Source organism: Streptomyces sp. NBC_00193, from assembly GCF_026342735.1.
Taxonomy (GTDB): domain Bacteria; phylum Actinomycetota; class Actinomycetes; order Streptomycetales; family Streptomycetaceae; genus Streptomyces; species Streptomyces stoeckheimensis.
Genome location: NZ_JAPEMM010000001.1, coordinates 1152187 through 1165656, shown reverse-complemented (window position 1 = coordinate 1165656; position 13470 = coordinate 1152187). Strand labels below are relative to the sequence as shown.

General features: G+C 71.8%; 13 protein-coding genes. 6 read left to right on the top strand and 7 right to left on the bottom strand.

Annotated elements, in window-relative coordinates:
• The first annotated feature begins 120 nt into the window (after positions 1–120).
• Positions 121–681, top strand: coding sequence for a hypothetical protein (locus OG898_RS04760; protein WP_266955140.1), 561 nt, complete (start codon positions 121–123; stop codon positions 679–681).
• A gap of 28 nt (positions 682–709) precedes the next feature.
• Here OG898_RS04760 and OG898_RS04755 read toward each other — a convergent pair whose 3' ends face one another.
• Complete coding sequence (locus OG898_RS04755) at positions 710–1282, bottom strand: cob(I)yrinic acid a,c-diamide adenosyltransferase (RefSeq protein WP_250744744.1); 573 nt, start codon at positions 1280–1282, stop codon at positions 710–712.
• Positions 1283–1680: 398 nt separating this feature from the next.
• Here OG898_RS04755 and OG898_RS04750 point away from each other — a divergent pair, with 398 nt between their 5' ends.
• The 3 genes from OG898_RS04750 (at position 1681) to OG898_RS04740 (ending at position 6246) form a co-directional block, all read left to right on the top strand.
• The gene (locus tag OG898_RS04750) at positions 1681–2529 is read left to right on the top strand and encodes a 3-hydroxyacyl-CoA dehydrogenase family protein (RefSeq protein WP_250744745.1); all 849 of its coding nucleotides are present in this window, start codon (positions 1681–1683) and stop codon (positions 2527–2529) included.
• 159 nt (positions 2530–2688) lie between these two features.
• The gene (locus OG898_RS04745; protein ID WP_250744746.1) at positions 2689–3012 is read left to right on the top strand and encodes an STAS domain-containing protein; all 324 of its coding nucleotides are present in this window, start codon (positions 2689–2691) and stop codon (positions 3010–3012) included.
• Between the two features lie 174 nt (positions 3013–3186).
• The gene (locus OG898_RS04740; protein ID WP_266955137.1) at positions 3187–6246 is read left to right on the top strand and encodes an ATP-binding protein; all 3060 of its coding nucleotides are present in this window, start codon (positions 3187–3189) and stop codon (positions 6244–6246) included.
• 76 nt (positions 6247–6322) lie between these two features.
• On the opposite strand, the gene nucS is transcribed toward OG898_RS04740, so the two are convergent.
• A complete protein-coding gene (gene nucS / locus OG898_RS04735) occupies positions 6323–6994 on the bottom strand; it encodes an endonuclease NucS (RefSeq protein ID WP_250744748.1) in 672 nt (223 codons plus the stop codon).
• A gap of 220 nt (positions 6995–7214) precedes the next feature.
• Here nucS and OG898_RS04730 point away from each other — a divergent pair, with 220 nt between their 5' ends.
• A complete protein-coding gene (locus OG898_RS04730) occupies positions 7215–7607 on the top strand; it encodes an SCO5389 family protein (protein WP_243336246.1) in 393 nt (130 codons plus the stop codon).
• A 145-nt stretch (positions 7608–7752) separates the two neighbouring features.
• On the opposite strand, the gene OG898_RS04725 is transcribed toward OG898_RS04730, so the two are convergent.
• On the bottom strand, positions 7753–8784 hold the full coding sequence (locus OG898_RS04725) for an LLM class flavin-dependent oxidoreductase (RefSeq protein ID WP_250744749.1): 1032 nt from the start codon (positions 8782–8784) through the stop codon (positions 7753–7755).
• Positions 8785–9026: 242 nt separating this feature from the next.
• Here OG898_RS04725 and OG898_RS04720 point away from each other — a divergent pair, with 242 nt between their 5' ends.
• Complete coding sequence (locus tag OG898_RS04720; protein WP_250744750.1) at positions 9027–9368, top strand: ATP/GTP-binding protein; 342 nt, start codon at positions 9027–9029, stop codon at positions 9366–9368.
• A gap of 47 nt (positions 9369–9415) precedes the next feature.
• Here the strand turns inward: OG898_RS04720 and OG898_RS04715 are convergent, their stop codons facing one another.
• The 4 genes from OG898_RS04715 to OG898_RS04700 all read right to left on the bottom strand — a co-directional run bounded on the left by OG898_RS04715 (position 9416) and on the right by OG898_RS04700 (position 13376).
• Complete coding sequence (locus OG898_RS04715; protein WP_250744751.1) at positions 9416–10279, bottom strand: ABC transporter permease; 864 nt, start codon at positions 10277–10279, stop codon at positions 9416–9418.
• Positions 10276–11466: an ABC transporter ATP-binding protein gene (locus tag OG898_RS04710; protein WP_266955133.1), complete on the bottom strand. Its 1191-nt coding sequence runs from the start codon at positions 11464–11466 to the stop codon at positions 10276–10278. The genes OG898_RS04715 and OG898_RS04710 overlap by 4 nt, the downstream gene beginning before the upstream one ends.
• A gap of 135 nt (positions 11467–11601) precedes the next feature.
• Positions 11602–12360: an ABC transporter permease gene (locus OG898_RS04705; RefSeq protein ID WP_250744815.1), complete on the bottom strand. Its 759-nt coding sequence runs from the start codon at positions 12358–12360 to the stop codon at positions 11602–11604.
• Between the two features lie 2 nt (positions 12361–12362).
• A complete protein-coding gene (locus tag OG898_RS04700) occupies positions 12363–13376 on the bottom strand; it encodes an ABC transporter ATP-binding protein (protein WP_250744753.1) in 1014 nt (337 codons plus the stop codon).
• Between the last annotated feature and the right edge of the window lie 94 nt (positions 13377–13470).

Here is a 13470-nt window from a genome sequence, read left to right as displayed (position 1 = left end):
GGTCCCGTACATCGAAGGATGCAGGGCGGCCACCGTGGGATTCGTCATCGCCGACGAGGAAACGGTGCGCATCGGGCGGGAAGCTGGAGGCATCCCCCCACCACAGGAACGGAGACTCCCGTGCTCGTCACCCTGATCATCGCCTGTGAAGTCGGCTTCTGGGTCCTGCTGGCCGGCGGCCTGGCCCTGCGCTACCTCGCGAAGATGCCGAAGACCGGCGCGGCCGTCCTGCTGTGCGAGCCGCTCCTGGAGCTGGCGCTGCTGGTGGCCACCGCGGTGGACCTGCGCGGCGGCGGCGAGCCGGACTGGAAGCACGGGCTGGCCGCGCTGTACCTCGGCTACACCGTCGCCTACGGGCACTACACCGTGCGCTGGCTCGACGGCCACGCCGCGTACCGGCTGGCCGGGGGCCCGAAGCCGGCCGGCGCCGGTTACGGCACGGCGCGGGCCGTCCACGAGTGGAAGCTGGTCGCGCGGACCGTCCTCGCGGCGGCCGTCGCGGCCGGCCTGCTGCAGGCCGCGATCTGGTACGTCGGCGGTTCGGGCGACACCGCGGTGCTGCGCGGATGGCAGTTCACGGCCCTGCGGGTGGCCGGCATCCACGCCCTGATCGCCGTCGCCTACACGGTGTGGCCGAAGCGGGCACCGGCGAAGGCGCTCTCCTCCGCGGACCGGCCCTAGGGTCTGCCCCGGGCCGGCCGTCCGGGACCTACCGGTCGCCGCCGGGGACCCACAGGACGTCGCCGACCTCCTTGTTGGCCGTGCGGGCCAGGATGAAGAGGAGGTCGGAGAGGCGGTTGAGGTAGGTGGCCGTCAGCGGGTTCATGACCTCGCCGTGCACCTCCAGGGCCGCCCACGTGGAGCGCTCGGCGCGCCGGACCACCGTGCACGCCTGGTGCAGGAGGGCCGCGCCGGGGGTGCCGCCGGGGAGGATGAAGCTGCGGAGCTTCTCCAGCTCGCCGTTGAAGAGGTCGCAGTCGGCCTCCAGCTTGTCCACGTAGAACTGCTCGACGCGCAGCGGCGGGTACTCCGGGTTCTCGGCCACCGGGGTGCAGAGGTCGGCGCCCACGTCGAACAGGTCGTTCTGCACACGGACCAGGACCTTCACGACATCGGCGGGCAGTGAGCCGAGTGCGATGGCCGTTCCGATGGCCGCGTTGGCCTCGTTGGCGTCGGCGTACGCCGAGATCCGCAGATCGGTCTTGGCCGTGCGGCTCATGTCGCCGAGCGCGGTCGTGCCCTGGTCGCCGGTGCGGGTGTAGATGCGCGTGAGGTTCACCATGCCGCCACCCTAGGGGGTGTCTTGCCGATCAGGCCGGGCTCGCGGCGGCCGGTGCCGCGCCTCGCCGCGTTGTCGTCACTCGCCGACTTCCCCAAGCTCTCGGCTTCGCTCGAGCAGGGGAGACCCCATTCGCGTCGACTCCCTCCTCCGCCTTGCGATGCACGGCACCGGCCGCCGCTCCCTGATCCGGCCCGATCGGCAAGACACCCCCTAGTGCGGGCCAACTGCGGCCCCCTGTCGCACTGCTGGGCCGTCCCGGTGTGATGTCCGTCATCTGAGACGTGACGCGTGTTACTTCGCGGTCACTCGGCCCCTCCCGGACGCTAGTCTCCGCCGGAGAACGAACGAGGCTGTGCCGTATTCGAGGCCGTGTCCTATCGAAGAACGTGGGGTGTGCAGTGGCTGGGAAGCTTGCCGTCATCGGTGCCGGACTGATGGGTTCCGGAATCGCGCAGGTCTCCGCTCAGGCGGGTTGGGACGTCGTGCTGCGCGATGTCACCGATGCCGCTCTGACGCGTGGTACCGACGGGATCAAGGCCTCGTACGACCGCTTCGTCTCCAAGGGCAAGCTGACGGCCGAGGACGCCGAGGCGGCGCTCGCCCGCATCACCACGACCACAGAGCTGGAAGCGGTCGCCGACGCGGACATCGTCGTCGAGGCCGTCTTCGAGAAGCTCGAGGTCAAGCACGAGATCTTCCGCGCGCTCGACAAGCTCGTGCGCGAGGACGCGATCCTCGCCTCCAACACCTCCGCCATCCCGATCACCAAGATCGCGGCCGTGACGGAGCGTCCGGAGCGGGTCGTCGGTGCGCACTTCTTCTCGCCGGTCCCGATGATGCAGCTGTGCGAGCTCGTGCGCGGCTACAAGACGAGTGACGAAACCCTCGCCACCACCCGTGCGTTCGCCGAGTCGGTCGGCAAGACCTGCATCGTCGTCAACCGCGACGTCGCCGGCTTCGTGACGACCCGTCTCATCTCCGCGCTGGTCGTGGAAGCCGCGAAGCTGTACGAATCGGGCGTCGCGTCCGCCGAGGACATCGACATCGCCTGCAAGCTCGGCTTCGGGCACGCGATGGGCCCGCTGGCCACCGCGGACCTCACCGGCGTCGACATCCTGCTGCACGCCACCAGCAACATCTACACGGAATCGCAGGACGAGAAGTTCGCGCCGCCGGAGCTGATGCGCCGCATGGTCGACGCGGGCGACATCGGCCGCAAGAGCGGTCAGGGCTTCTACAAGCACTGAGCACCAGTTCGAAGGCCTGCACCCCACAGGGTGAATTAGGTATCGGTTCGCTCACGGTCGGCAACTTCCCTGCCCCTGAGGCAGTCAGTTGCAGTGAGAGTTGCCGACCACGGACCAGTCGGACCATAAGCAATCAGTACCGCGCTGCCGGGAGTACACATGCACATCAGGGGCGACCACGCCGAACTCGCTGTCGGGGGTCGCCTCGACGTGCGCAGCGCGGCGGACGCCCGTACGGTCCTGCACACCGCCCTGGACGACGGTCACGGCGACCTCGTGCTGGACCTCACCGGGCTCGACTCCTGGGACGCGACGGGTCTCGGCGTGATCATGGGCGCCCACCGCCGGGCCGGCCGGAGCGGCCGGCGGCTCGTCCTGCGCGGGGTCCCGCCGCAGATGCAGCGGCTGCTCGTCGCCACCCGGCTGCACCGGATCCTCGCGATCGAGGGCGGACTGGAAGCGGAGTCGCTGCCGCGCGCGTGAACCTGCTTTACAGGGTCTGCGCAAACGTAACGGTCCGGTGGTGAAGGCACCCCTGCGGTTCACGCCCGGCCGGGCACGGTCTAGGGTTCGGGCGGAAACCGGACCAGTAGCGACAGCGGCGTGTGCGAAGGCCGGGCGAGACGACGGCGCACGGCGCGATCGGGGGACTTGGTCATGGACCGCAGCACACAGGGGCAGCAGGGGCAGGCCGATCCGGCGGAGCCGCCGGCGCGCGTGGTGACGCTCACGTCCGGGGACTACACCCTCACCGTGAACCCCGTCGACGGCAGCGAGATCGTCCGGACGCACCGCCCCGGCGGTGAGCCCGCCCCCACCCCGGTCAAGCGCACCCCCGCCGCCCGCGCCTCCGCGACGGCCGCCGCGCGGCCCCCCGTACCGCCGGGCGCCCCGGCCGGTGCGCGGCCCCTGCTGGGCCGCGAGGAGGAGCGCGACCGCCTCGTACGCCTCCTCGCGCGCGGCCGCTCCGTACGGCTGACCGGACCCTCCGGATCCGGGCGCACGGCGCTGCTCGACGCGGTCGCCGGAGCCTGCGCGGACCTCGCCCCCGACGGGGTCGTACGGCTCTGCGCACAGGGACACCAGCAGCCCGGCGAGCTGCTCCAGGCGCTGTACTCCACCGTGTACGAGGCTCCGGCCGAACGCCCCGACCGGGCCGGCCTGCTCGCCCGGGTGGCGGAGATAGGCGCCGTCGTCCTCGTCGACGACCTCGACATGGGCGGCACCGCCCTCGACGAACTGCTGCGGGCCACGCCGGAGTGCGCGTACCTGCTGGCCGCCACCCCCGACACCCGGGCCCCCTCCGACGACTCGCACCTCGAAGAGGTCTTCCTCGGCGGGCTGTCCCGCGCAGACTGCCTGGCCCTGCTCGAAGCGGGCACCGGACGGGCGCTGACCGACGAGGAAACGGCCTGGGCGGGGGACCTGAGCTTCGCCTCCGATGGGCTGCCGCTGCGCTTCGTCCAGGCGGCCGCGCTGCTGCGACAGCGCGACGAACTCAACCGCACCGGGTACTACGACGAGGACGCCGAGGACGAGGAGCCGGGCGTCTTCGACGAGAAGCCGCGCGACACCGTGTTCGTGCCGCTGCCGACGCTGGCCGAGGCCGCCGCCCCGGCGGAACTGCTCGCCTCGCGGGTCAGCGAATCGGCGCGGGCCGCGCTGCGGATCGCCTGCGCGCTCGGCGGGGAGCTGCCGCACCACGCGCACCTGCCCGCGCTGGTCGGCGACACGCACGCCGACACGGCCGTCGCGGAGCTCCTCGACTGCGGGCTGCTGAGCCCCGTCGGGACGCGCTACCAGCTGGCCGCGGGGGTCGTGCGACAGCTGGAGGAGACCGGCTACGGGGACACCGCGGCCGAGGAGGCCCGTACGGCCGCCCGGCACTACGCCTGGTGGACCGGGCACACCTCGGTCAGTCCGGACCGCGTCGCCTCCGAGGCCGACGCGGTGCTCGCGGCGCTGGCCGGCGCCGATGTGGTGGCCGCGGTACTGCTGGCGCGGACGGCGGCCCCGGCGTTCGCGGCCTCGCTGCACTGGGAGGCCTGGGAGCGGGTGCTGCGCGCGGGCGCGGAGGCCGCGCGGAAGGCCGGCGAGGTCGCGGAGCAGGCGTACTTCCACCACGAGCTGGGCGTACTGGCCCTGTGCGAAGGCCGGCTCGACCGGGCACGGGCCGAGCTGGAGGCCTCGATCGGGCTGCGCGGCGCGCTGGCCGACAAGCGGGGGACCGTGGCGGGACGGCGGGCCCTGGCCCTCGTCACCGACCGGGAGTCGGCGGAGACCCAGATATCGCCGCCCCTGCGACTGGCCCCGCCGGCCGCGTCCACGGCTGCCGCCGGGGGAGCGCCGAGGGCGGCCGGGCCCGGGCGGCCGGGCGCGTCGGGCGTGCCGGCGGTTCCGGGGGCACCGGGTGGTGCGGGGGCACCGGGTGGTGCGGGCGTGCTGGGCATTGCGGGTGTCCCGGGTGGTGCTGGTGTCGCGGGCACCGCGGGTGCTGCGGGTGTCCCGCCGGTCCCCGGGACTGCGGGGGCTCCGCTGCCTCCGGGTCTTGCCGGTCTTGCCGGGGCTCCCGGACTGCCCGGGGTTCCCGCTCCTGCGGGGCTTCCCGGGGCTGCCGGGACTACGCCGTTCCCTGCGCTCACCGGGCCTGCGGGGGCTCCGTTTGTTCCTGGAGTTCCTGGAGTTCCTGGAGTTCCTGGAGCTGCCGGGGTCGCCGGGCCTGCCGGGGCTCCGCCGCTTCCTGACGTTCCCCGGGTTCCGGCCGTTCCCGGTGCAGCCGGGACTCCGTTGGCTGCTGGCGCTGCTGGCGCTGCTGGCGCTGCTGGCGCTGCTGGCGCTGCTGGCGCTGCTGGCGCTGCTGGCGCTGCTGGCGCTGCTGGCGCTGCTGGCGCTGCTGGCGCTGCTGGCGCTGCTGGCGCTGCTGGCGCTGCCGGGACGCCTTCGGCTCCCCGTGCGACCGGGGCGGCTGCCGCGCCCGGGGCTCCCGTGGCGCCCGCTGCTCCTGTGACCCCGGCGACGCTGTCGAAGGCCCTCGCCGCCCTGCCCGGGGCGGGCCCCGGGGCCGCCCCCGTACCCGAGCGTGCGGCGACGCGCGCCCCGGAAGCCTTCACGACGGTCGTGCCCGCGGTGGCGCCTCCGGGCTCCGTCGCGCCCGCCACCCTGGCCGAGGTGTTCGAGGACGCCTTCCCCCTCAGCCCCGAGCCGGCCCCGGCGCCCAAGGCGACGCCCGCGCCGAAGCCGAAGTCCGGTCGCAAGCCGCTGCTGCTGGCCGCGGCCGGGGCGGTGACCGCCGTGGTGCTGGGCACGGTGGTCGCCCTGGCGATGGACAGCGACGAGGAGCCGCCGGCCCAGGCGCCCGCGGTCTCCACGGCGCCGACCTCGGAGGAGACGCAGCCGCAGCCGAGCACCCCGGGTCCGAGCAGTGGCGATCCCTCGCCGGAGCCGGGAGCCTCGTCCCCCACCGCGCAGGCACCGGGTGCGACGCCGTCGCCCAAGAAGACGCCCTCGGGCAAGCCGTCGCCGACGCCGACGCCGACTCCGCCGTCATCGAGCCCGGCCTCGCCGCCGGTGTCGAGCTCGCCCCCGCCGGTGAGCAGCCCGCCGGCTTCCCCGAGCCCGTCCGCGACCGTGTCGCCGAGCCCCACGCACACGGTGCCGACCGACGAGCCGAAGCCCCCCGTGGCGGAGACGGGCGAGACGGGGAACCAGGCCCCCTGACGGGCCCGTTCACGCAGGACGGGGCGGGGCGGGGGCGCGATCGCCGCCGCCCCGCCCCGCCCCGTACGGACAGCGCCTAGAACAGGCGGAGCTTGTCGTCCTCGATGCCGCGCATCGCGTTGTAGTCGAGGACGACGCAGTCCATGCCGCGGTCGTTCGCCAGGACGCGGGCCTGGGGCTTGATCTCCTGGGCCGCGAAGATGCCCTTGACGGGCGACAGGTGCGGGTCCCGGTTCAGGAGCTCCAGGTAGCGCGTGAGCTGTTCGACGCCGTCGATCTCGCCGCGGCGCTTGATCTCCACCGCCACCGTCGCGCCGGAGGCGTCCCGGCACAGGATGTCGACCGGTCCGATCGCGGTCATGTACTCGCGGCGGATCAGCGTGTAGCCCTCGCCGAGGGTCTCGATCCGGTCGGCCAGGAGCTCCTGCAGGTGGGCCTCGACGCCGTCCTTGATCAGACCCGGGTCGGTGCCCAGCTCGTGCGAGGAGTCGTGGAGGACTTCCTCCATGGTGATGATGAGCTTCTCGCCCGCCTTGTTGACGACGGTCCAGACGCCGGCGTCGTCGCCGCTCCCCTCCTTGAGGGTGCAGGGCGGGGACATCCAGTTGAGCGGTTTGTACGCTCGGTCGTCCGCGTGGATCGAGACACTGCCGTCGGCCTTCACGAGGATCAGACGGGGTGCCGAGGGCAGATGGGCGGTGAGCCGGCCCGCGTAATCGACGGAGCAGCGGGCAATGACGAGACGCATGGTCGGCAACGCTACTCGACCGACGGGCCTGCACGCGATTCGCCCCCGAAAGCCCCGTTCGAGGATGGCGCGTTGTATGCGCATTCTCCTGGTGCGGTACCCACCGGGCGCCTACCGTGGTGAGCGGGAGGTTGCGACGCGTGCACACTGCGTGGCGATCTCCCTCCCTGCCCGTAAGGCTCCGGCAACCTAATCGGCCGGAGTCGCGAGAGGAGAACCCATGTCGCTCGACGTCTCACCGGCCCTACTCGAACAGGCCGAGCGAGGCGAGGTCGACGAAGCCGCTTTCGTCGACTGCGTCCGGACCTCCCTGCCCTACGCATGGGAGATGATCAGCTCGTTGGTGGCCCAGCTCAAGGTGGACGGCGGACAGTTCGCCGACAACCAGACGCCGCCGCCGGACGAGCAGGCGCGTGGCCAGCTGCTGCGTGCCCTTGCGAGTGACGCGATACGGGGTGCGCTGCAGCGCCACTTCGGAGTGCGCCTGGCATTCCAGAACTGCCACCGGGTTGCGGTGTTCCCGCTGGACTCCTCGGTGGACGACCGGCTGGCCAAGTTCACTTCGATCCGTGGTCAGCTGCTCAACCAGTCGCCCGAAATGCGCGACTGTTAGCAGGAAGTTCCGCACGACAGCACTGCGCACGACCAGCACGACCGCACGACCAGCACGACAGCACCTCAGCACGACCGCAGTCCGCACCGCCGCATGACCGGTACCTCGCTGCCGCTCCGGTGCCAACGGAGCGGCAGCCCTGGTCTCAGCCGAGCCGGGGCAGCACCTCGGCGCCGAGGCGCCGGAGGTTCTCCTCGGTCGAGGCGAGATCGCCCGATCCTTCCGTCAGCAGGGCGAACCGCGTGATGCCCGTACGTTCCGACGTGGCCGCGAGCCGGTCGGCCGCCAGCTCCGGTGTGCCCACGGGGTGCAGATCGCACAGGAGCTCGGTGTACGCGACCGGGTCCCGCATCGCCCGCTGCCGCCCGTCCACCGTGACGTGCGCGTCCAGGCCCTGCTTGAGCCAGCCCGGCATCGCCTTCAGCAGCGTTTCACGGGCGTCCGCCGTCCGGTCCGCCAGCTGGCAGACCCCGGCCGACACGTGGCCCGCCTCGGGAGAGCGTCCCGCGGCGCGCGCCGTGCGCCGCCACAGCTCGACCATGGCGGCCTTGTCCTCGTCCCCGCAGTGCATGCCCAGCAGCATCGGCAGTCCGCGCTCCGCGGCCAGCCGTACCGAGCCGGGGGAGGTGCAGGCGACGATCAGTTCCGGCCCTGTCCCGTCCCCGTCCAGCGACTCCGACGCCCGCGGTACGACGGCCACTTCGCGGAAGCCCTCCCGGCCGCCGGCCGTTGCCGCAGGCGCCCCCACGCGCGGCTCGGCCAGCCAGCGGCGCAGCAGGTCCAGGTCCTCCGGGAAGCGGTTCTCGTACGCGTCGAGCCCGCCGCCGAAGACCTCCAGGTCCACCCAGGGACCGCCCCGGCCCACCCCGAGGGTGAACCGCCCCTCCGAGGTCAGGTGCAGCAGGGCCGCCTGCTCGCCCAGGGCCACCGGGTGGGTGTTCGGCAGCACGCTCACCGCGGTGCCCACGCGCAGCCGCCGGGTGCGGCCCAGCATCAGGGCCGCCAGGGTCACCGCGGACGGGCAGACCCCGTACGGGACGAAGTGGTGTTCGGCGAGCCAGACCGAGTCGAGTCCGGCCTCCTCGGCCACCTCGGCGGTCCGCACCGCCCGGTGCAGTGCCTCGCCCTGTCCCTGTCCCGGGAACTGGGCCGCCAGTACAAATGCTCCTACGCGCATCGCCTTTAGCCTCCTCGCGGCTGACGCGGCCTCCCCCAGGCGGACCGGTTTCTTCACCGGCAACAACGTCTGACACGTGCCAAAGGCACGGCCTGAACGGAAAGTTATTGGGATTGTCGGGTCAGTCACGCCAACCGGTTGATCCGTACTACGGTCGTCCTTCGGCCACCCTGCGGGTACCCCGGCTCGCTGCGCGTAGTCTGGGAGAAAGTCACTGCCGTCCGCCCATCCGTGAGGTATACGTGTCACCGCGCCACAACCGCCCCAGGGGCGGCGAGAATCCAGCCGATCGTTCGGACCAGGGCTCGGGCCCGGGCAGTCTGGACCGGTACGGCCTGGAGCGCACGGAGGAGTACCAGGGCGAGGAGTGGAAGGTCCGGCACGTCGCGGGCGCGAGCGCTGCGGGCAAGCGCTACCGCTGCCCCGGCTGCGACCAGGAGATCCCCTCGGGCACCCCGCACCTCGTGGCCTGGCCCGAGTACGGCGGGGTCGACGACCGCCGGCACTGGCACAAGGCCTGCTGGAACGCGAAGGACCGCCGCACCTCCAAGGTGCAGCGGTCCCGCAACGCTCCCAAGTACTGAAGTCGGACGCGCTTGAGTCGGACGCGCCCGAGTCGGCCGCGCCCGAGTCAGACGTCCCGGCGGCCGGACACCACGTACGAAGCGGCGACCGCGATGCCCGTCACCAGCAGGATCAGCACCAGGTGGCTCAGGCTCGCCGGGTACGGCGGGCTCCCGTCGGCCGGGGCCTCGGTGCTGTCCAGCGGCATGCCGAACAAGGTGATCAGCGCCACCGGCGCGTTGAACTGGAGCAGCGCCCGGCCCACCGGGGCCAGGGCCTCCCAGATGCTGAGCACCGCCCCTATCACCGGCGGCAGCGTGACGACCCCGAGCATCACGGCGATGGCCCCGGCGGAGTGCCGCACCAGCGCCCCGACCGCCATGGCCAGCACGCCGAGCAGGGTGACGTAGAAGCTGCCCAGGAGTCCGGTGGCCCACTCGGCGCTCGCGTGCGCCCCGGAGCCCCGGCCGTCGTGCAGGATCGTCGCGGTCAGCCCGACCAGGCAGACGGACCCGGCCGTGACGAAGAAGGCGGTGGCGGCGAAGACGAGGTACTTCGCGGTGAGCACCCGGTACCGGTCGGGGGCGGCCGTGAACGTGGTGCGGATCAGGCCGGTGCCGTGCTCGGAGCTGATGGTCAGCACCCCGAGCACCATCACCGCCAGCTGCCCGACCAGCAGGCCGAACAGGGCCGGGGCGATGAACGGCATCTGCTCGTAGTCGGTGGAGGAGGTCTGCAGGATCACCGCGCCGCCGATGCCGATGACGAGCAGCACCAGGGCCCCGAGCGTCCACATCGTGGAGCGCACCGAGGTCAGCTTGGTCCACTCCGAGGCCAGCGCGTGCCCCAGGTGCGGCCGGCGGGCCGGCAGGGGCGAGGTGTATCCCGGCGGGCTCTGCTCCCCGTCGGTCGCGATCGTCGGGGCGGTCATCTCTGGTCCTCGGGCTTCTGCGCGGGGGTGTGCACGGGGTCGGGGGCGTGCCCTGCGTCGGGGGAGTGCCCGGCCCCGGTCCCGCTCGTGGAGCCGGTGAGTTCGCCGGGGCTGGCGGGCATCAGGAAGGGCTGCCCGGCGGCGCCCGGCGGCGGGGGCGCGAAGAAGCCCGCCGCGGGGACCTGGAGGGCCTCGGCGGCCTCCAGTGCCTCTTCCTCCCACTTCGGGACGCTCAGCGGCTCGGGCTCCCAGAGCTCGGCGCGCGGGTCCTCGGTGGAGGTGTACTCGACGGAGGACTGGGTCATCCGCATGTACGCCTCCTCCAGCGAGGCCCGGTGCGGCGACAGCTCCCACAGCCGTACGCCGGCCGCGTGCGCGAGGTCGGAGATCTGAGGGAGCTCCAGCCCGGTCACCCGCAGGGCCCCGTCGGGCTCCCGGAGGACCCGGCCGCCCGCCTTGGTCAGGACGGAACCGAGGGTGTCCCAGCCGCCCGGGTCTGTGTCGGCCGTGCGCACCCGGGCGAATCCGGCCGAATTGTGGGTGATGAAGTCCTGGGTGCCCATGTCGGCGAGCAGCCGCCCCCGGCCGATCACGATCAGGTGGTCGGCGGTCAGCGCCATCTCGCTCATGAGGTGGGAGGAGACGAAGACGGTGCGGCCCTCGGAGGCGAGCCGGCGCATCAGATTGCGGACCCAGAGGATGCCCTCCGGGTCGAGTCCGTTGACCGGCTCGTCGAAGAGCAGCACCTGGGGGTCGCCGAGCAGGGCGGTCGCGATGCCGAGCCGCTGGCCCATGCCGAGCGAGAAGCCCTTGGCGCGCTGCCGGGCCACGTCCTGCAGGCCCACGACGCCCAGGACCTCGTCCACCCGCTTCTCGGGGATCCCGGAGAGCTGGGCGATCGACAGCAGGTGGGTGCGGGCCCGGCGGCCGCCGTGGACGGCCTTGGCGTCGAGCAGGGCTCCGACGTGCCGCTGGGCGTTCGGGAGCTCGCGGAAGGGCAGGCCGTTGATCGTGACCCGGCCGGCGGTGGGCCGGTCCAGGCCGACGATCATGCGCATGGTGGTGGACTTCCCGGAGCCGTTGGGCCCCAGGAATCCCGTCACGTGACCGGGCTTGACCTGGAAGGAAAGGTCGTCGACAGCGGTCTTCGCGCCGAAGCGCTTGGTCAGGCCGACTGCCTCGATCATCTTGCTGCCCCTTGCCAGGCCGGGACGACTCTCGCCCGCGTAAGGGTTAAGAGGATATCCAGTCCCTTGCGGTTCCATGTCGTCCCCGACCCTGAGCTACCCCTGAGAACCGACCCGGGGATCTCCCGTAGTACGTCAGGCGTCCCTCTTCTTGAGGACCAGGTAGCCGCCGATGACCGAGGCGGCCACCCAGAGGAGCATGATCCCGAGGCCGCCCCAGGGTCCGTAGGGGGTTTCCGGGTTCCCGAAGGCGTTGGGCACGACCAGCATGATCCTGGATCCGGCGTTGCTGGGCAGGTACTGGCCGACCGACCGGGTCGCCTCGAAGCCCGCGAGCAGGTTCGAGACGATCAGGAAGAACGGGATCAGAAGGCTGATCGAGGCGACGGAGCTGCGCAGCATGGTCGCCACACCCATGCAGAACAGGGCGAGCAGCGCCATGTACACGCCGGCGCCGATCACGGCGCGGAGAACGTTCTCCTCGCCGAGGCCGATGCCGCGGTCGCCGAGGAGCGCCTGGGTGAGGAAGAACGACACGAAGCTGGTCAGCAGTCCGACGGCCAGGGCCAGCGCCGTGGCCACGGCCATCTTGCCGAGCAGGAAGCGCGCGCGGTTGGGCACCGCGGCCAGCGACGTGCGGATCATGCCCGTGCTGTATTCGGTGCTGACGACCATCACACCGAAGACGATCATGGCCAGCTGTCCGAACTGCAGCGAGCTGAAGCTCATCGCGGTCGGGTCGAAGGCCATCTCGGTGTTGCCCGTGTCGTAGGTCGCGGCGAACAGGGCGGCGAACCCGACGGTGACGAGGAAGACCAGGGCGAGCGTCCAGCTGGTGGAGGCGACGGTGCGGATCTTGGTCCACTCGGACCGGAGGACGGCGGGATAGGACATGGTCACTTGCCGTCCTTGCGGGTCGCCTCGAAGCCGGCGCCCCAGGCGGGGACGTCGGCCGGCCGGGCCGGATTGTCGGGGGACATGCCCGGGGACCCCAGGGTTCCCGGAGCGTGGGCGTGGTACTCGACGGAGTCCGCCGTCATACGCATGAACGCTTCTTCCAGTGAAGCCCGTTGGGGGCTGAGTTCGTGCAGGACGATCTGGTGCTGGGCGGCCAGTTCGCCGAGCCGCTCCGAACCCACGCCGTCGATCTCCAGCGTCCCGGTGGCCGGAACGCTGATGGCGTCGATCCCTTCCGCGTGCAGGACGTCCTTCAGCCGTTCCTGCTGCGGAGAGCGGACCCGCACGTAACTGCGCGAGTTCTGCTGGATGAAATCCGCCATCGAGGTGTCGGCCAGCAGCCGTCCCTGCCCGATCACGATCAAATGTTCGGCGGTGAGCGCCATTTCGCTCATGAGATGGGAAGAGACGAAGATCGTCCGGCCTTCCGCCGCGAGACCCTTCATGAGATTGCGGATCCAGAGAATTCCCTCCGGGTCCAGACCATTGACGGGCTCGTCGAACATAAGGATCTCCGGATCGCCGAGCAGTGCGGCGGCGATACCGAGGCGCTGGCCCATGCCCAGGGAGAACCCCTTCGACTTCTTCTTTCCCACGGCCGTCAGTCCGACCAGGTCGAGCACCTCGTCGACCCGGCGCTGCGGAATGCTGTTGGCCTGGGCGAGGCAGAGCAGGTTGTTGTACGCGCTGCGGCCGCCGTGCATCGCCTTCGCGTCCAGCAGTGCCCCGATGTACTTCAGCGGCTCCGGCAGATCCCGGTAGTGCTTCCCGTCGATCCGGACCGTACCGCTGGTCGGATTGTCGAGGTCGAGCATCATGCGCATGGTCGTCGACTTGCCCGCCCCGTTGGGGCCGAGGAAGCCGGTGACCACCCCCGGTCTGACCTGGAAGCTGAGGTTGTCCACGGCGGTCTTCGCGCCGAATCGTTTCGTAAGGCCCTCAAGCTCGATCATTCCGCCACGCTAGAACGCCCGAGGGCCCCACGCCACCTCTCATGGGTGACGAAGGGCCCTCGGTGTCGAAGCGGATTGTTGACTTCCGCGGACT

Bases quoted from the DNA above. Each gene is read 5' to 3' on its own strand.
- OG898_RS04755 (WP_250744744.1), bottom strand. From the start codon at position 1,282: ATGGTGAACCTCACGCGCATCTACACCCGCACCGGCGACCAGGGCACG.
- OG898_RS04745 (WP_250744746.1), top strand. From the start codon at position 2,689: ATGCACATCAGGGGCGACCACGCCGAACTCGCTGTCGGGGGTCGCCTC.
- OG898_RS04740 (WP_266955137.1), top strand. From the start codon at position 3,187: ATGGACCGCAGCACACAGGGGCAGCAGGGGCAGGCCGATCCGGCGGAG.
- nucS (WP_250744748.1), bottom strand. From the start codon at position 6,994: ATGCGTCTCGTCATTGCCCGCTGCTCCGTCGATTACGCGGGCCGGCTC.
- OG898_RS04730 (WP_243336246.1), top strand. From the start codon at position 7,215: ATGTCGCTCGACGTCTCACCGGCCCTACTCGAACAGGCCGAGCGAGGC.
- OG898_RS04725 (WP_250744749.1), bottom strand. From the start codon at position 8,784: ATGCGCGTAGGAGCATTTGTACTGGCGGCCCAGTTCCCGGGACAGGGA.
- OG898_RS04715 (WP_250744751.1), bottom strand. From the start codon at position 10,279: ATGACCGCCCCGACGATCGCGACCGACGGGGAGCAGAGCCCGCCGGGA.
- OG898_RS04710 (WP_266955133.1), bottom strand. From the start codon at position 11,466: ATGATCGAGGCAGTCGGCCTGACCAAGCGCTTCGGCGCGAAGACCGCT.
- OG898_RS04705 (WP_250744815.1), bottom strand. From the start codon at position 12,360: ATGTCCTATCCCGCCGTCCTCCGGTCCGAGTGGACCAAGATCCGCACC.
- OG898_RS04700 (WP_250744753.1), bottom strand. From the start codon at position 13,376: ATGATCGAGCTTGAGGGCCTTACGAAACGATTCGGCGCGAAGACCGCC.